The sequence below is a fragment of the Pseudonocardia humida genome (assembly GCF_023898865.1).
Taxonomy (GTDB): domain Bacteria; phylum Actinomycetota; class Actinomycetes; order Mycobacteriales; family Pseudonocardiaceae; genus Pseudonocardia; species Pseudonocardia humida.
This window is the reverse complement of sequence record NZ_JAGSOV010000079.1, coordinates 1-16283: the sequence shown is the minus strand read 5'-3', so window position 1 is coordinate 16283 and position 16283 is coordinate 1. Positions and strand designations below refer to the sequence as shown.

The following is a 16283-nucleotide window of genomic DNA, read 5'->3' as shown; positions in this document are numbered from 1 at the left end:
GCGCGAGCGGCGCCGCTGATCGGCTGCCCGGTGGACGACCGGCCCGCGCGGGATCCGCGCCGCTAAGGTCGCCGCCGCCCCCCTCGACCCCGAGCCCTGCCCCGGAGCCGCCGATGCCCACCCTGGTCCGAGCCCGCATGCGGACAGTGGGTGCCGTGTTGGCGCTCTCGTTGAGCGCTTCGGCGTGCGGGGCGCTGGACGGCGGCTCCGGCGCCACGCTCCGCGCGGCCCTGGTCCCCGGCCAACCGGCCGGCTCGGTCACGGTGGCCGCCGACGGCGACCCGGCCGCGCTCGCCCAGCGCCTGCAGGACGCGATCACCAGCGGCGGCGGGCGGGTGGCCGCGGTCGTCGACCACGCCGCCGCGGCCCGCGAGGCCGGCGTGCAGATCCCGCCGAACACGGTGGTCATCGGCGGCCCCGACGCCGCCAACACCGGCATGGCCCTGTTCGACCCCCGGGCCGGTGGCGTGCTGCCCTCACCGTTCCAGGTGCGCCAGGACGACGCGGGGACGACGGTGCTGAGCTTCGACAGCCTGGACTACCTCGCCGCGCTGTCCGGCGTCTCCGACGTCGCCGTGAGCCAGCCGCTGGCCGAGGCCAACGCGGCGATCCTGGGCGCGGTCGCCCCCGGGGCGGTGGACGCCACCGCGGCCCCGCTGATCGGGGTCACGCCGGTCGACTACCTGCTGACCGTGATCAGCGACGGGACGATCGCCGCCGCGGTCGCCGACCTGCAGCGCGCAGGCGCCCGGGGCGGCAACAACGTGCTGGCCACGCTCGAGTTCGTCCCCGACACCGGCCGGCCCCGCCCCGGGCAGCCGCCCGGCACCCCCGCCCCGCCGCGGGCGAGCACCGCGGTGCTGATCACGCGTCCGGCCGTGGAGGCCCCGCTGCTGGCCGCGGCCCCGACCATCGGCCTGGACCTGCCGCTGCGCTTCGTCGTGTTCATCAACGAGCGGAACGAGACGGCGGTCGGCTACCCCGACATCCGGCGGATCGCGCTGCGCCACGGCATCCCCGCCGACTCCCCCGATGTGGTCGCTCTCGCGGCGGAGGCCGACAAGATCGCCCGCACCGGCGCCGGACTCGAACCCTGAGCGGCAGGCTGGACGGGCAACGCCGGACGAGCACGGGGGAACGCGCACATGGTGGTGACCGGATACGACGATCGGCAGGGCTGCGGTTACGTGCTCAGCACGGGCCCGGACGCCGCCGACGCCGCGCCCGGGTCGCAGGCGGTCAGCCACGAGGGCGTCATCGTGCTGGCCACCCCGGAGCTGGCCGCGACCCTGCGCGACGCGCTCGCCCACCGCCCCACGGCGCTGTTGAGCTGGTCGGGCCCGCGGGTCCCGCTGACCCTGGAGGACCGCGTCCTGCTGGCCTGGCTGCGCTACGACATCGGTGGCGTGCTGACCGTGGAGAACGCTCCCGACGCCTGACGCGCACCCCCGGCCGCGCGGTCGCGGCGGTTCGCCCGTTCGAGTGGTGGGTGCGCGATAGGGTCTGCCCCGGTTCGGGGGAATCGAGCGGCTGGGGGGCAAAGATGATCTTCAAGCGGATCAAGGCGAGGTTCGGCGGCGGCACGACCGTCGACACGATCGTGCACACGCCGGTGGCGCAGCCGGGCGGCCGGCTCGACGGCGTGGTCGAGGTCGTCGGCGGGGAGTTCGAGCAGGAGATCAAGTACCTGGCGCTGACCCTGGTGTGCCGGGTCGAGGTGGAGACCGACGACAGCGAGCACCAGTCCGACTCGACGTTCGCCCGCCAGGTCGTCGAGGGCGAGTTCACCCTGCACCCCGGCCAGCGCCGCAGCGTGCCGTTCTCGATGGACGTGCCGCTGGAGACGCCGTTCAACGTCGTCAACGGCGGCGACCTGCGCGGCGTCCGGCTGGGCGTGCGCACCGAGCTGGAGATCGCCAAGTCGTTCGACAAGGGCGACTACGACCCGATCCGCGTCGAGCCGCTGCCCGCCCAGCAGCGCATCCTGGGCGCGCTGGAGCGGATCGGCTGCCGGTTCAAGAGCTCCGACGTCGAGCGGGGCCAGATCCGCGGGTCGACGCTGCCGTTCTACCAGGAGCTGGAGTTCTACCCGCCGGCGTCGCTGTCGCGCTCGCTGAACGAGGTCGAGGTGACGTTCCTGACCCGACCGCACGAGATCGAGGTGGTCCTCGAGGGCGACAAGAAGGCCGGGCTGCTCACCGAGGGCGACGACCGCGTCCGCAGGCTGCCGCTGCCCTACGACTTCATCGACTCCGGCGACCTCGACCGCTTCCTCGACGAGCAGCTGCACGAGCTGGCCCGCCGCCGCGGCCTCTTCGGCTGACCGAACCCCGTCGAGAACGAACTTGTCGTCATTTTGGACCGGTCCAACCGACCGCAACTTCGTTCTCGACGGCTACGGGCGGGGCAGGACCGGGGCGTCGACGGGGACCGTGTCGGGGTAGAGCAGGCCGGCACCGGTGTTGAGGACGACGACCTCCTCGTCGCCCGCCAGCCAACCCGACTCCCGCAGCCGCCCGACGGCGGCGAAGCAGGCCGCCCCCTCGGGGCAGACCCAGGCGCCCTCGTCGCGGGCCAGCGCGGACTGCGCGGCCAGCAGCTCCTCGTCGGTCACGGCGATCGCCGTCCCGCCGGTGGCCCGGACGGCGTCGAGCACCAGGAAGTCGCCCAGCGCCTTGGGCACGGTGATCCCGAACGCGACCGTGCGCGGGTCGGCGGGCGGCGTGCTCTCGGCGAGGCCCGCGGCGAAGGCGTCGACGATCGGCGCGCAGCCCGTGGCCTGCACCGCGACCAGCCGCGGCAGCTCGCCGCGCAGCCAGCCCAGCTCCCGCATCTCCCGCAGCGCCTTGTGGATGCCGATGATCCCGACGCCACCGCCGGTCGGGTAGAGGATGACGTCGGGGGCCCGCCAGCCGAGCTGCTCGACGATCTCGTAGCCCATCGTCTTCTTGCCCTCGATGCGGTACGGCTCGCGCAGCGTGGAGGTGTCCTGCCAGCCGGGCCGCTCCCCCACCGCGGCCTTCACCAGCGCCCCGGCGTCGCCGATCAGGCCGTCGACCAGGTACAGCTCGGCGCCGGTGACCGCGCAGCCGCGGCGGGTGATCTGCGGGGCGTCCACCGGCATCGCGACCAGCGCCCCGATCCCCGCCCGCGCCGCGTAGGCGGCCCACGCGGCGCCGGCGTTGCCGTTGGTCGGCATCGCGATCCCGGCCACCCCCAGCTCGACCGCCCGGGAGACCCCGACGGCCGCGCCGCGGGCCTTGAACGAGCCGGTCGGCACCAACCCCTCGTCCTTCATCCGCAGCGCGGGCACGCCCAGCCGGGCGCCGTGGCGGGGCAGGTCGACCATCGGCGTCATGCCCTCACCGAGGCTGACCACCCGCGCGGGATCGCGGACGGGCAGCACCTCGTGGTAGCGCCACAGCGTCGGCGGGCGCCCGGCGATGTCGGCCGGGGTCACCGCGGCCGCGACCCGGTCCAGGTCGTAGCGGGCCAGCAGCGGCGCCCCGACGGGTGACGTGCCCTGCACCACGTCGGCGTCGTGGGGGGTGCCCTCGCGAGAACACTCCAGGTGGGACAGCAGCGAGTAGGCGGTCACGCGTCGATCATGCGCGCCCGCGGGCCCGGGGGCACCGCGGCCGACTGGCCGCGCTCGTCGCCGGTGTGCTCGCGCGGGCACGCTGGGCGAGGATGGCGGCATGCGACTACCCGGGGGTGAGCCCGACCGCGGCCCGTGGCGGGCGGTGCCCGTCACCGAGGTGCTGGGCCTGCTGACCGCCGGGCGGCCGGTCCCTCCCACGCGGCCGTGGGTCGTCGCCGTCGACGGCCGCGGCGGGAGCGGCAAGTCCACGCTGGCCGGGGCGCTCGCCGCCGCGGCAGGCCCGCGCGCCACCGTCCTGCACACCGACGACGCCGCCTGGCACCACAGCTTCTTCGACTGGGACCCGATGCTGGTCGAGCACGTGCTGGAACCGGCGAGGGCCGGGCGCGCCGTGCGGTTCACCCCGCCGGCCTGGCGCGAGCGGGGCCGCGAAGGCGCGATCGAGGTGCCGGCCGGCTGCGAGTTGCTGCTGGTCGAGGGGTGCGCGGCGGCCCGCAGGCGGCTGGAGCCGCACCTGGACGCCGCGGTCTGGGTGCAGTCCGACATGGACGTGGCCGACGGCCGCATGCACCACCGCGACAGCGACGACGCGGAGGCGATGGCGGTGATGGCCGAGTGGAACGCCGCCGAGCTGACGCTGCTGACCGCGGAGCGGGCGTGGGAACGGGCCACCGTCGTCGTCGCGGGCACCCCGCCGACGCCCCCGCCGCCCGGTCACGTCGTGGTGGGTGCGGTCAGCGGGCGCGGCGCCCGAGGGTGAAGTAGGCGATCGGGCCGACGAAGTTCAGCAGCGAGACCAGCGCCCACACCCAGCGCGGTCCCCGGACCAGCGCCGCGTCCCGGCGGCGCAGGTCGGCGAGGGCCGCGGCGAGCAGGCCCAGCTGGACGCCGCCGCCCACCACCACCCCCGCCCGGGCGCGGGGTGGCAGGTCGACCCATCGGCGATGTTCGAGCAGAGACACGGACCCCACCTCCGCGGTCCAGGTTGCCGCATCCCGGGCCGGCGCGGAAGCGCCGCCGGGACCCGGAACCCGTCCCGGGCGGTCAGTCCGCGAACTGCGGGGCCCGGCGCTCGAACCGGGCCGTGACCGCCTCGACCTGGTTCGGGCTGCCGATCAGCGCGCCGATCTCGCGCTGCTCGGCGGCCAGCCCCTCGGCCAGGTCGACGCGCCCGGCCATCTCGATCAGCCGCTTGGTCCCGCGCACGGCGTGCGGGTTCATCCCGGCGATCGTGCGGGCCGTCTGCAGCGCCTCGGCCAGCGGGTCGTCGGCCACCCGGGTGGCCAGCCCCAGCCGCGCCGCCTCGGTGCCCGACACCCGCCGCCCGGTGAACGCCAGCTCCTTGGCCACGTCGCGGCCGACCAGCTCGGGCAGCACCTGGGTGCCGGTCATGTCGGGCACCAGGCCCCACTGGACCTCCAGCACCGACAGCACCGCGTCGGGGGCGACGATCCGGATGTCGGCGCCCAGCGCGACCTGCAGGCCGCCGCCGAGCGCGTTGCCCCGGATCGCGGCGATCACCGGTACGGGCAGCTCGGTCCACACGTGGACGGCGCGTTGGCCCGTCGCCCGGGCCGGGCCGGTCGGCTCCGGCAGCTCCGCCCGCGCCGAGAGCCGCTCCCCGGACGCCATCGCGCGGAACGAGCCGAAGTCGAGCCCCGCGCAGAAGTCGGGCCCCTCCCCGGACAGCACGACCGCGCGCAGCGAGGTGTCCGCCGCCAGCTCGGTCCCGGTGAGCACCAGCGCCTCGAACATCGCGGGATCGAGCGCGTTGCGCTTGTCCGGGCGGTTCAGCCGCACGTCCGCGACCCCGCCCTCGATCGTGACCCGCACCCGGTCCTCGTGCCCCATCGCACCCCTTCCGCCTGCCGACGCCGCGATGCTACGTGCCGGGCGCGCCGCCGCCACCCGTCCGAGATCAACGGCTCACCGTCGGCCCAGCGCGGGCCCGGACGAGCACGAGCGGTGACGGTGGGTGCGAGCCTGATGACTGATTGCGATGGCGGCGTCCCGGGGCGAGACTCGTCGCACCGTCGGGGAGGAGGGGCCGTGCCGCTGCCGGGCCCGCTCGCGTCCCCGACGGAGATCACGCTGAGCGTCGCAGGCGCGGCGGTGGGCCTGGTCGCCATGCTCCTGTGCCTGGCCGCGGCGCTGCACTGCCTGCGCCGCGACCGCCCGATGGCCGGGCTCGGGCTGCTGTTCACCGGTCCGGCCCTGCTGCTGGCCGCGCAGGTCGTGGGCCCCGTGCAGGTGGCGGTGGCCCTGGCCGTGGTCGTCCCGGTCGGCGCGGTGGCCCGGCTGCGCGCGTCCCGCTGACCCCGCGACCCGGAGCGCCGGAATACCGGAGGCGCCTCCGGTCGTTCTCCCGCCCGGAAGCACCACACCACCGCGAAGGGCAGTTCGATGACGGAGAAGGTCTGGTTCATCACCGGCGCGTCGCGCGGCTTCGGCCGCGAATGGACGGTCGCCGCGCTGGAGCGCGGCGACCGCGTGGCCGCCACGGCGCGCGACACAGCCACCCTCGACGACCTCGTGGAGCGCTACGGCGAGCGGATCCTGCCGCTGCGCCTGGACGTCACCGACCGCGCCGCCGACTTCGCCGCGGTCGCCGCGGCCCACGAGCGGTTCGGCCGGCTCGACGTCGTGGTCAACAACGCCGGTTACGGGCACTTCGGGTTCGTCGAGGAGCTCAGCGAGTCCGACGCCCGCGACCAGATGGAGACCAACCTGTTCGGGGCGCTCTGGGTCACCCAGGCCGCCCTGCCGATCCTGCGGGCCCAGGGCTCCGGGCACATCCTGCAGGTCTCCTCGATCGGCGGGATCAGCGCGTTCCCGCTGGTCGGGATGTACCACGCGTCCAAGTGGGCGCTGGAGGGCCTCAGCCAGGCGCTGGCCCAGGAGGTCGCCGGCTTCGGCGTCCGCGTCACCCTGATCGAGCCCGGCGGCTTCGCCACCGACTGGAGCGGCGCCTCCGCCCGCCACTCCGCCGCGCTGCCCGAGTACGCCGAGCTGCACGAGCAGGTCCAGGCGGCGCGCCGGCAGCGGATCGGCACCCCGGGCGACCCCACGGCCTCGGCGAGCGCCGTGCTGGCCGTGGTCGACGCCGACGAGCCGCCGCTGCGGATCTTCCTGGGGACGGCGCCGCTGGGCATCGCGACGGCGGACTACGAGTCGCGGCTGGCCACCTGGCGCGAGTGGCAGGACGTCGCGGCGAAGGCGCAGGGCGAGTAGGCGGTTGACGGGAGTTCGCGCCGGGGCGCGAACTCCCGCGCCCGACCCCTTGGACCGGCCGCGCCGGGTCTGGAACGGTCGGGGGCGTGGCTCCCCGCTCCCCCGCCTCCACGGCCCACGCCCCTGCGCCCCCGCTGACGGGGCGGAGAGCGCGGGGCACCGCGCGGGAGCACGACGGATGAGCGGGTCGCTGAGCGTGGGCCCCGGCGACGCCGTCGCGCTCGTCTCCCCGGCCAGCGCCTCGCCCCCGGAGGCGATCGCCCGCGCCCACCGGCTGCTGCGCAGCTGGGGCCTGCACGTCGTGCGCGAGGCCCACGGGCCCGGCAACGGTGCCCCCGCCCGCCCGCTGAGCTACCTGGCGGCGCCGGACGCCGACCGCCTCGCCGAGTTCCAGGCCGCGTGGGACGACCCCGACGTCCGGGCGGTGGTGTGCCTGCGCGGCGGGTACGGCACCCAGCGCATCGTCGACGGCATCGACTGGGACCGCGGGCGCAAGCTGCTGGTCGGGTTCAGCGACATCACCGCGCTGCACCTCGCGCTGTGGACCGCGACCGGCCTGCCGAGCCTGCACGGCCCGGCCGTCGGCGGGCGCGCCGCCGGCCCGACAGCGGCGGCTGCCGAGTCGCTGCGCCGGGCGATGGCGTCGTTCGGCACCAGCGCCACGGTCCGCGCGGTGCCGACCGAGCCGACGTTCGCCCTGCGCAACGGCACCGGGACGGTGCAGGGGGTGCTGCTGGGCGGGAACCTCGCGGTGCTGGCCACGAGCCTGGTCGAGCCGCGCTCCTGGACCGGCACCGTGCTGCTGCTGGAGGACGTGGACGAGCCGCCGTACCGGGTCGACCGCTGGCTGACGTTCCTGGGGCGCTCGGGCGTGCTCGGGCAGGTGTCGGGGGTGGCGCTGGGGCGGTTCAACGGCAGCGCCTACAGCGGGGAGACCACCCGCAGGGTGCTCGCCGTGCTCGACGACCGGCTGCGCCACTTCGGGGTGCCGTTCGTCGGCGGGTTCCCGGTGGGGCACGGGCCCGGCGCCGTCACCGTGCCGCTCGGCCAGCCCGCGACGCTCGACCTCGACCGCGGCGCGCTGCGGCTGGCCGGCGGGTCGGGCTGATCCACCGCGGCGGTACCGTCGCGACCCGTTCCGGTGGAGGGGTCCGGCCGTGCGCGTGCTGATGGTGTCGTGGGAGTACCCGCCGGTCGTCGTCGGCGGGCTGGGGCGGCACGTCCACGCGCTCGCCACCGAGCTCGCCGCGGCCGGGCACGAGGTCGTCGTGCTGTCGCGGCAGCCGTCGGGCAGCGACGCCGGGACCCACCCCACCACCGACGCGGCCGTCGAGGGCGTCCGGGTGCTGCGCGTGGCCGAGGACCCGGCCCACCTGGAGTTCGGGGCCGACCTGGTGGCCTGGACCCTGGCCATGGGCCACGCGCTGGTGCGCGCCGCGCTCACCCGGCTCGGCGACTGGCGGCCCGACGTCGTGCACGCCCACGACTGGCTGGTCGCCCACCCGGCCATCGCCCTGTCCGACGTGCTCGACGTGCCGCTCGTGGCCACGATCCACGCCACCGAGGCCGGGCGCCACGCCGGCTGGCTGTCGGCCGCGCTGAGCCGGCAGGTGCACTCGGTGGAGTGGTGGCTCGCGCACAGCGCCGACGCGCTGATCACCTGCTCGCGGGCCATGCGGGCGGAGGTGGCCCAGCTGTTCGACCTCGACCCGGAGCCGATCGCGGTGCTGCGCAACGGCATCTCCCCGCGCCGCTGGCGGGTGCCGGCCGCGCGGGTGGCCGCGGCGCGGGCGCGCTTCGCTCCGGACGGGCGGCCGTTCCTGCTCTACTTCGGCCGCCTGGAGCACGAGAAGGGCGTGCAGGACCTGGTCGCCGCGCTGCCCCGCATCCGCGCCGCGCACCCGGGCGCGCGGCTGGTGGTCGCCGGCACCGGGTCGATGGCCGACCGGCTCGTCGAGGTCGCCCGCCGCGGCCGGGTGCGGCGAAGCGTGCTCTTCCCGGGGTACCTGCCCGACGCCGAGCTGGCAGCGGCCGTCGCCGCCGCCGACGCGGTGGTGCTGCCCAGCCGCTACGAGCCGTTCGGGATCGTCGCGCTGGAGGCCGCCGCCGCGGGCGCGCCGCTGGTGGCCTCCAGCGCGGGCGGGCTGGGCGAGGTGGTGCGGGAGGGGGAGACCGGGGTGTCGTTCCCGCCGGGGGACGTCGGGGAGCTGGCCCGGGCGGTGGGCCGGGTGCTGGGCGATCCGGCGGCGGCGGCGCGGCGGGCCCGACGGGCGCGGGCGAGCCTGGGGACCGACTTCGACTGGGGGCGGATCGCCGCGGACACGGCCGCTGTCTACGCGTCGACCGGCCGGGGCACCCGCGTGGAGCTGCCCCGGCCCAAGATCCCGACGGGCAACGCGTTCACCGTCGGGCGGGGCTGACAGGCCCCTGTGACGTGCTCAGCTCAGGCCGCGTCCTCGGCGAGGATGATCTTGGCGGCGGCGTCGGGGTACTCGTCCGCGAGCTCGGCCACGAGGTCGTCGCGGTCCTCGGCGATCGCGGAGTTGACCGCGGCGGTGTACTCCTGGTCGAGTGCGAGCAGGCGGCGCACGGTGGTGTCCTTCACGGTTGACCTTCCTCAGTCGGTACTACGGGTGTGCCCGGCGTCCAGTAGAACGTTGTCGATCTCACCGCTGTTACCGATCTTGGCGCAGCTCACATCGATTCCGAGCGGTTTAAGGTGCGGTTCACCTCGGCTTGGTCCCCGTCGGGCGATCGGGTGCGCGAACGCGTGGTCGTCCTCTCCGTTGTACCGCTCCGGGCGTGTGCCGGAGCGGCCCGACGGGTAGCCGGGCGCATGCGCATCGAGGAGTCCCGCGACGGCGGTCCGGAGCCCAGGTCCCAGTCCGAGGAGGACCGCGTCGTGTCCCGTCGCGTGGACAACCCGACGCAGGCGACCGAGGAGGACGAGCGCGCCTACGCCGCCGCCGACCCCGGCTCCCGCCCCGACCCCAACCACCCGGCGCCCGACGGTGCCGGCACCACCGAGCGCGCCGACCGCGACCTGGCCACCGAGTCCGACGAGCCCACCCGCAGCGAGTGACCCCGTCGAGAACGAGGTTGCCGCCGTTTTGGACCGGTCCAAACGACAACAGCTTCGTTCTCGACGGGGTTAGGGTCGGGGGGTGCCGGGGCTGATCATCGACACCGACCCGGGCGTCGACGACGCCGTGGCGATCATGCTGGCGCTGGCCTCGCCGGAGGTCGAGCTGCTGGCGGTGTGCACGGTGTTCGGCAACGTCGCGCTGCCCGACACCACGGCCAACGCCGGGCGGGTCCTCGCGCTGTGCGACCGCGAGGACGTGCCGGTCGGCGCCGGGGCCGCGCGCCCGCTGGTGCACCCGCAGCGCGAGCGGGCCGCCCGCTGGCACGGCGACGACGGGCTGGGCGGGCGGGCCGCCGCGCTGCCGCCGCCGCGGAGCGCACCCGATCCGCGCGGCGCCCTCGGGCTGGCCGCCGACGTGCTGCGCGCCGCCGACGAGCCGGTGACGATCGCCGCGATCGGGCCGCTGACCAACGTGGCCCTGCTGCTGGCCGTGCACCCCGACCTCGCCGAGCGGATCGCGCGCATCGTGGTGATGGGCGGCGCGCTCGGCGCGGGCAACACCTCCGGCGTGGCCGAGTTCAACGTGCACTGCGACCCGGAGGCCGCCCACCGGGTGCTCACCCAGACCGACGTGCCGGTGACGATGGTCCCGCTGGACATCACGCTACGCTGCCCGGCCGAGCCGGCCTGGCTGGCCGAGCTGGCCGCGTCCGGGCGGCGCGGGCACGAGCTCGACGAGATCATCACGCACTACCGCGCGGCCTTCCGGGCCCGCTACGGCCGCGACGCCGTCGCCGTGCACGACGCCGTGGCCGTGCTGGAGGCCATCCGCCCCGGCTCGCTGAGCACGACGCCGCTGCGGATCGACGTGGCCTGCGACCTGGGCCCGGCCCGCGGCGCCACCGTGCCGAGCCCGCCGGCGGCCGAGGGGGCCGCCGTCGACGTCGCCACCGACGTCGACCCGCCCGCCGTCCTGGGCGAGATCCTGGCCCGCCTGCGCACCCTCGGCTGACGCCCGTCAGCGGCGGTCGTCGCGGTGCCCGCGGGCGCGGCGCACGGCCACCGCCAGCGCGCCGGCCACCAGCCCCCACAGCGCGTTGACCGCCAGCACCGGCACGATCGCGATCGGCACGGCCAGCGGGCCCCGCAGCTCGCCGGTGAGGACCGGGGACAGGACCGCGGACAGCAGGATCGACAGCACCGCGTAGGTGAGGCCGACCATCACCAGGGTCAGCACCGGGTGGGCCACCCCGGTGAGCCCGACGACGGCGATCCAGACCAGGGAGATCGCGAGGGTGGCCGCGATGGCGACCGCGGGCGGCTCCTCGATCCCGGTCTGCGTGCCGATGATCCGGATCAGCGGCCGGAGCAGGGCGAGCGCGCCCAGCCCGAGCACCAGCGGCCAGTGCAGGCTCCTGAGGTTCTCCACGACCCCGACGCTAGGAACCGGGGGGCGCCCGGCGGATCGGCCGGGGCTCTCGACCTCGGTCGAGCGCGCACGGCGACGGCGTACGTCGAGAGGCGACAGCGCCCGGTGCACCGGGCCGATGTCCGGCGCGCGGATCGGCTCTAGCCTCGGGGCATGGGTGCTGGTGGGGCCGTCGCGACCGGCGGCGGCGAGCGGGTGCCGCCGCTCGTCGTGGACGCGCTGCTGGGCGCAGCGGTGGCCATGGCGATCGCGCTGATCGTCGCCGCGGACCAGGGTGGCGACCGCCCGCCCGACGCCGTGGCCTACCTGTTCGCGCTCGGCTTCGGCGCGCTGGTGCCGTGGCGGCGGCGGGCGCCGCTGGTCGTGCTGTGGGTGACCGTCCTGGCGATGTTCGCGTACTACACCTTCGAGTACCCGCCGATCGGCGTCGCGCTGCCGGTGGCCGCCGCGCTGTTCTCGGCGGCCGACGCCGGGCGCACCGGCTGGGCGGTCGTGGCCGGGGTGGTGGTCCTGGTCGTCTCGATCGTGTTCCGGCTCGAGGAGGGCACCCCGGTGGGGCTGCTGCTGGGCTACGAGGCCGTGTCGAACACGGCGCTGATCGCCGCGGCCACCGCGCTGGGCTCCAGCGTGCGCGGGCGCCGCATCCAGGCCGCGCAGCAGGCCGAGATCACCAGGCTGACCGCGCAGGCCGTGGCCCGCGAGACCGAGGCGCGGATGCGGCGCGAGCGCGAGCGCATCTCGCGCGACCTGCACGACACCGTCGGCCACACCATGGCGGTGATCTCGCTGCAGGCCGGGGTGGCGGCCGAGGCGATCGGCGACGGGCACCCGGTGGCGGGCGAGGCGGTCGAGAAGATCCGCACGGCGGCCGGGCACACCCTGCGCGAGGTCCGGTCGATGGTGCGCGTGCTGCGTGCCGCGACCGGGTCGGAGCCGGCCCCGGCGCCCCCGGTGCTCTCCCTGGCCGCGCTGCCCGACCTGGTCGGCCCGGTCCGGGAGGCGGGCGTCGCGGTGACGACGCTGGTCGACGTCGACCCGGCGGCGCTGCCCCCACCGGTCGACGCGGCCGCGTACCGGGTGCTGCAGGAGGCGCTCACCAACGTGGTGCGCCACTCCGGGGCGCGGCGGGCGCGGGTGCGCGCCCGGCTCCGCGGCGGGGAGCTGCACCTGACCGTCGTCGACGACGGGCGCGGCGCCTCCGAGTCCGCTCCCGTCGCCGGGCACGGGCTGACGGGCATGGGCGAGCGGGTGCGGCTGCTCGGCGGCGTCCTGCGCACGCGCTCGGGCCCGGGGTTCGCCGTGCACGCCCGCATCCCGGTCGGGGAGGCCGGATGATCCGGATCGTGGTGGTCGACGACCAGGAGCTCGTGCGCACCGGCCTGCGCGCGCTCGCCGAGCACGAGGGCGACATCGAGGTCGTCGCCGAGGCCGCCGACGGGCGCGGCGGGCTCGCCGCCGTGCGCCGGCACCGGCCCGACGTCGTGCTGATGGACATCCGCATGCCCGTCATGGACGGGCTCGACGCCACCGCGGCGATCGTCGCGGACCCGGCCCTGTCCGGCGTGCGGGTGGTCGTGCTGACGACCTTCGACGACGACGAGGACGTCCTGCGGGCGGTCCGCACCGGCGCCTCGGGCTACCTGCTCAAGGACATCACCCCCACCGACCTGCGCAAGGCCGTGCGCACCGTGGCCGCGGGCGACTCCCTGCTCGACCCGGCGATCACCGGGCGGGTGCTGGCCGAGCTGGCCGACCGCCTGCACCACCGCCCCCGGCCCGACCTGCTCGACGGGCTGACCGGGCGGGAGCGCGACGTGCTGCGCCGGGTCGGGCTCGGCGAGTCGAACGCCGAGGTCGGCGCGAGCCTGCACCTGAGCCCGGCCACCGCGCGGACCTACGTCAGCAGGCTGCTGACCAAGCTGGGCGCCCGCGACCGCTCCCGCCTGGTGGTGATCGCCTACGAGTCGGGCCTGGTGGCACCCGGGCGCGACGACGGCTGAGCCGGCCTCAGGCCAGGCCGTTCTCGATGGCGTAGCGGACCAGCGCGGCGCGCCCGGTCAGGCGCAGCTTGCGCAGCATGTTCTGCACGTGGTTCTCCACCGTGCGCTGCGAGAGCACCAGCCGGGCGGCGATCTGCTTGGCGGTCAGGCCGTCGACGACGAGGCGCAGGACATCGGCCTCGCGGTCGGTGAGCCGGGCGGCCGCGTCGTCGTCGGACGAGCTGACCGACTGCAGGACCAGCTCGGCCAGCCCGGGGCTGAACACCGCCGCCCCGGCCACCGTGCGGAGCGCGGCGTCGGCCAGCTCGCCCGCGTCCAGCACGACGCTCGTGGCGCCCGCCCCCACCGCGGCCAGCACCGCGGCGTGCCGCTCGGCGTCGGGCCCGACCGGGCCGACCAGCGCCAGCACCGGCACCCGCGGAGCCGCCTCGACGACCGCGGCCACCGCGGACGGCCCGGCCGCCAGCGCGACGACCACCAGGTCGGGCGGGTCGGCGACGACGGCGGCGGCCGCCTCGTCGGGTGTCGTGGCCCGGTGCACGGGCTCCAGGCCTGCGGCCGTCAGCGCGGCGACGGCGCCACCGGCGGCGCCGTCGGACGCCCCGGCGACCATCAGCAAGCGGCAGTCCCCCATTCCTCGGATACTGCCAAGTCACCGGGCCGGGGACACGACCCTCACCCGTTCAGCCGTGGATGGCTACTCGTCGGTCAGCCCCTGCTCGATGGCGTAGCGGACCAGCTGGGCCCGGTTGTGCAGCTGCAGCTTGCGCAGCGTGTTCTGCACGTGGCTCTCCACGGTGCGGTGCGAGACCACCAGCCGCTCGCCGATCTGCTTGGCCGTCAGGCCCTTGGCCACCAGGCGCAGCACGTCGGTCTCGCGCTCGGTGAGCACCGGGGCGGCCCCGGCCGGGCCCTCCGGCTCGTCGGCGAGCCTGCGGTACTCGCCCAGCACCAGCCCGGCCAGGCCCGGGGTGAAGACCGGGTAGCCCTCGGCCGTGCGGCGCACGGCGTCGATCAGCTCCTGCACGCTGGCCGACTTGACCAGGTAGCCGGTGGCGCCCGCCTTGACCGCCTGCAGCACGTCGGCGTGCTCGCCGCTGGCCGAGAGCACCAGCACCTTCGTGTCGGGCAGCTTGTCCAGGATGGCCTCGGTGGCGTGCACGCCGGAGCGGGCGCCGAGGTTGAGGTCCATCAGCACCACCCGGGGGCGCACGGCCAGCGCGATCCGCACCGCGGCGTCGGCGTCGGGCGCGGTGGCCACGACCTTGAGCCCCCGCTCGTCGAGGTCGCGCGCGACCCCTTCGCGCCACATCGGATGGTCGTCGACGACCATCACGGTGATCGCGTCACCGCCGGTGGACGACTGTTCGCTCATTCCGTGCCACTCCCGCCCGTGGAACCCTGATGATCCAGTCCGTGCCGCGCCCCGGCGCGGTGTCGCAGGAGATCGTGCCACCCAGGTCCATCACCCGACCGCGCATGGACTTGGCCACCCCGAGCCTGCCCTCCGAGGCCGCCGCCTCGAGCCTGCCCGCGGGGATGCCGGGGCCCTCGTCGCGGACGCTGATCTCCACGCCATGGCCGACGTCCTCCAGCAGCACCCAGGCCGGCGCGTCCGGCCCGACGTGCAGGGCCACGTTGGCCAGCGCCGCGCCGACCACCCCGACGAGCTCGTCGACCACCCGGGCGGGCAGCTCGACCTTGTGCGCCGGGGTGGAGACGCTGATCCGCGCGGTGCTGAGCATGCGCAGGGCGGCGGCCAGGTCGCGCCGGCCCTGGGCGTCGGTCATGACCGGGCCGGTGGTCAGCAGCGTGCGCAGCGCGAACTCCTGCTCGCCCGCCAACCTGCCCAGCTCGCCGGCCTGCCCGCCCACCTCGGCGCCGCGCCGCTTGACGTAGCCGAGCACCTGCAGGACGCCGTCGTGCACCTCGCGGGCCAGCCGCTCCCGCTCGGCCATCGACGCCTCGTGCGTGATGGCCTCGCGCAGCCGCTCGCCGGAGCGGCGCAGGACGGTCGCCGCGTAGCCGACCGTGAGCCCGGCCAGGATCATCAGCTGGATGTCGCCCAGCTCGGTCTCCATCCGGGCCTGGAACGCCACCAGCGCCCCGGCCACCGCCACCGCCGAGAGCAGCCCGCCGCGCACCCCGTAGGCCAGCGCGCACGCCAGCACCGCGCCGGACGTCCAGATCGAGCCCATCACCGGGGCGTCGGCCGCCAGCTGCTGCGGCGACTGGACCAGCGGGGTCGTGGCCATCACGGCCACCGTGACCAGCACGTCGGCGATGGCGACCAGGCGCCGGTCGGGTCGGCCGCCGACGTACCAGATGCTGGTCAGCAGGGTCCAGCCGGCCATCGCCACCAGCACCGCGACCGCACCGGCCGGGGAGGCGAAGTCGTCGAGCCGCCACACCGTCACCGCGGCCGTGCTGGCCAGCGTCAGCGTCCGGTAGACGAGCATGCCGCGCCACAGCGGTTCGACGGGCCGCTGCATGTCGACCGCGGACGGCATGCCGGGGGCCGGGGCGGAGGTCGATGCGCTCACCCCCACATAGTGGCTGGTCGGCCCGCGCGGTGGATCGGTAGGACTACGCCTGTTGACGCGAACCCGTCACCCCGGGCCCCGCACCCGCAATCCGGTTGCCCCGCCGGGTCCACCGGACAGGTTCTGGCCGTGGTGATCGAGCTCCCCCCGCCGTACGACGACCTCACCTCATGGCGTCGCTGTCCGAGGAGCGCGCCGCGCGGCTGGTCCGGTTCCTGGCCCGCGGCCTGCGCGGCACCGTCCTCGACGTCGGCTGCGGGTGGGCCGAGCTGCTGCTGCGGGCGGGCGAGGCGGCCCCCGGCGCGCGCGGCGTCGGAGTCGACAGCGACGCCGCGACGATCGGCCACGGGCGCCGGCTGGCCCCGACCCGAGCGAACGGCGCGTTCGCCCAGCC

General features: G+C 76.1%; 21 protein-coding genes. 13 read left to right on the top strand and 8 right to left on the bottom strand.

Going from position 1 to position 16283, the window contains the following annotated elements:
* The first annotated feature begins 137 nt into the window (after positions 1-137).
* The 3 genes from KDL28_RS34950 to KDL28_RS34940 all read left to right on the top strand — a co-directional run bounded on the left by KDL28_RS34950 (position 138) and on the right by KDL28_RS34940 (position 2323).
* A complete protein-coding gene (locus KDL28_RS34950) occupies positions 138-1097 on the top strand; it encodes a DUF302 domain-containing protein (protein ID WP_252445597.1) in 960 nt (319 codons plus the stop codon).
* Between the two features lie 48 nt (positions 1098-1145).
* Complete coding sequence (locus KDL28_RS34945; protein WP_252445595.1) at positions 1146-1439, top strand: hypothetical protein; 294 nt, start codon at positions 1146-1148, stop codon at positions 1437-1439.
* A gap of 104 nt (positions 1440-1543) precedes the next feature.
* Positions 1544-2323 carry a sporulation protein gene (locus tag KDL28_RS34940; RefSeq protein WP_252445594.1) on the top strand — a complete coding sequence of 260 codons (780 nt, stop codon included), beginning with the start codon at positions 1544-1546 and terminating at the stop codon, positions 2321-2323.
* A 72-nt stretch (positions 2324-2395) separates the two neighbouring features.
* Here the strand turns inward: KDL28_RS34940 and KDL28_RS34935 are convergent, their stop codons facing one another.
* Entirely contained in the window at positions 2396-3598 is a 1203-nt protein-coding gene (locus KDL28_RS34935) for a threonine synthase (RefSeq protein ID WP_252445592.1), read from the bottom strand.
* Positions 3599-3698: 100 nt separating this feature from the next.
* Here KDL28_RS34935 and KDL28_RS34930 point away from each other — a divergent pair, with 100 nt between their 5' ends.
* Positions 3699-4361: a nucleoside/nucleotide kinase family protein gene (locus KDL28_RS34930; RefSeq protein WP_252445590.1), complete on the top strand. Its 663-nt coding sequence runs from the start codon at positions 3699-3701 to the stop codon at positions 4359-4361.
* Here KDL28_RS34930 and KDL28_RS34925 read toward each other — a convergent pair.
* Together KDL28_RS34925 and KDL28_RS34920 are read right to left on the bottom strand one after the other, a co-directional pair.
* Positions 4336-4563 (bottom strand): PLDc N-terminal domain-containing protein, encoded by a 228-nt coding sequence (locus KDL28_RS34925; RefSeq protein ID WP_252445588.1) that lies wholly within the window; start codon positions 4561-4563, stop codon positions 4336-4338. The two genes, KDL28_RS34930 and KDL28_RS34925, sit on opposite strands and share 26 nt — an antisense overlap.
* Positions 4564-4645: 82 nt before the next feature.
* Complete coding sequence (locus KDL28_RS34920; RefSeq protein ID WP_252445587.1) at positions 4646-5452, bottom strand: crotonase/enoyl-CoA hydratase family protein; 807 nt, start codon at positions 5450-5452, stop codon at positions 4646-4648.
* Between the two features lie 198 nt (positions 5453-5650).
* Between KDL28_RS34920 and KDL28_RS34915 the strand changes: the two genes are divergently transcribed.
* The 4 genes from KDL28_RS34915 (at position 5651) to KDL28_RS34900 (ending at position 9252) form a co-directional block, all read left to right on the top strand.
* Positions 5651-5917 carry a hypothetical protein gene (locus KDL28_RS34915; RefSeq protein WP_252445585.1) on the top strand — a complete coding sequence of 89 codons (267 nt, stop codon included), beginning with the start codon at positions 5651-5653 and terminating at the stop codon, positions 5915-5917.
* 87 nt (positions 5918-6004) lie between these two features.
* Positions 6005-6832 carry an SDR family oxidoreductase gene (locus KDL28_RS34910; protein ID WP_252445584.1) on the top strand — a complete coding sequence of 276 codons (828 nt, stop codon included), beginning with the start codon at positions 6005-6007 and terminating at the stop codon, positions 6830-6832.
* Positions 6833-7010: 178 nt separating this feature from the next.
* Positions 7011-7940 carry a S66 peptidase family protein gene (locus tag KDL28_RS34905; protein WP_252445583.1) on the top strand — a complete coding sequence of 310 codons (930 nt, stop codon included), beginning with the start codon at positions 7011-7013 and terminating at the stop codon, positions 7938-7940.
* Positions 7941-7989: 49 nt separating this feature from the next.
* On the top strand, positions 7990-9252 hold the full coding sequence (locus tag KDL28_RS34900; protein ID WP_252445582.1) for a glycosyltransferase family 4 protein: 1263 nt from the start codon (positions 7990-7992) through the stop codon (positions 9250-9252).
* A gap of 23 nt (positions 9253-9275) precedes the next feature.
* Here KDL28_RS34900 and KDL28_RS34895 read toward each other — a convergent pair whose 3' ends face one another.
* Positions 9276-9437 carry a hypothetical protein gene (locus KDL28_RS34895; RefSeq protein ID WP_252445580.1) on the bottom strand — a complete coding sequence of 54 codons (162 nt, stop codon included), beginning with the start codon at positions 9435-9437 and terminating at the stop codon, positions 9276-9278.
* 297 nt (positions 9438-9734) lie between these two features.
* On the opposite strand from KDL28_RS34895, the gene KDL28_RS34890 reads away from it, so the two are divergent.
* Positions 9735-9914: a hypothetical protein gene (locus KDL28_RS34890; RefSeq protein ID WP_252445579.1), complete on the top strand. Its 180-nt coding sequence runs from the start codon at positions 9735-9737 to the stop codon at positions 9912-9914.
* A gap of 82 nt (positions 9915-9996) precedes the next feature.
* Complete coding sequence (locus KDL28_RS34885) at positions 9997-10929, top strand: nucleoside hydrolase (RefSeq protein WP_252445578.1); 933 nt, start codon at positions 9997-9999, stop codon at positions 10927-10929.
* A 6-nt stretch (positions 10930-10935) separates the two neighbouring features.
* Here the strand turns inward: KDL28_RS34885 and KDL28_RS34880 are convergent, their stop codons facing one another.
* Complete coding sequence (locus KDL28_RS34880; protein WP_252445577.1) at positions 10936-11346, bottom strand: hypothetical protein; 411 nt, start codon at positions 11344-11346, stop codon at positions 10936-10938.
* A gap of 153 nt (positions 11347-11499) precedes the next feature.
* On the opposite strand from KDL28_RS34880, the gene KDL28_RS34875 reads away from it, so the two are divergent.
* Entirely contained in the window at positions 11500-12681 is a 1182-nt protein-coding gene (locus tag KDL28_RS34875; protein WP_252445576.1) for a sensor histidine kinase, read from the top strand.
* Positions 12678-13346, top strand: coding sequence for a response regulator (locus KDL28_RS34870; RefSeq protein WP_252445574.1), 669 nt, complete (start codon positions 12678-12680; stop codon positions 13344-13346). The genes KDL28_RS34875 and KDL28_RS34870 overlap by 4 nt, the downstream gene beginning before the upstream one ends.
* A 7-nt stretch (positions 13347-13353) precedes the next feature.
* Here KDL28_RS34870 and KDL28_RS34865 read toward each other — a convergent pair whose 3' ends face one another.
* The 3 genes from KDL28_RS34865 to macS all read right to left on the bottom strand — a co-directional run bounded on the left by KDL28_RS34865 (position 13354) and on the right by macS (position 15889).
* Positions 13354-13959 (bottom strand): helix-turn-helix domain-containing protein, encoded by a 606-nt coding sequence (locus KDL28_RS34865; RefSeq protein WP_252445708.1) that lies wholly within the window; start codon positions 13957-13959, stop codon positions 13354-13356.
* Between the two features lie 84 nt (positions 13960-14043).
* On the bottom strand, positions 14044-14721 hold the full coding sequence (locus KDL28_RS34860; protein WP_252445573.1) for a response regulator: 678 nt from the start codon (positions 14719-14721) through the stop codon (positions 14044-14046).
* Positions 14693-15889: a MacS family sensor histidine kinase gene (gene macS / locus KDL28_RS34855; RefSeq protein WP_252445571.1), complete on the bottom strand. Its 1197-nt coding sequence runs from the start codon at positions 15887-15889 to the stop codon at positions 14693-14695. The genes KDL28_RS34860 and macS overlap by 29 nt, the downstream gene beginning before the upstream one ends.
* A 170-nt stretch (positions 15890-16059) precedes the next feature.
* Between macS and KDL28_RS34850 the strand changes: the two genes are divergently transcribed.
* The coding region (locus KDL28_RS34850; protein WP_372497164.1) for an SAM-dependent methyltransferase at positions 16060-16283 on the top strand (224 nt) is incomplete at its 3' end.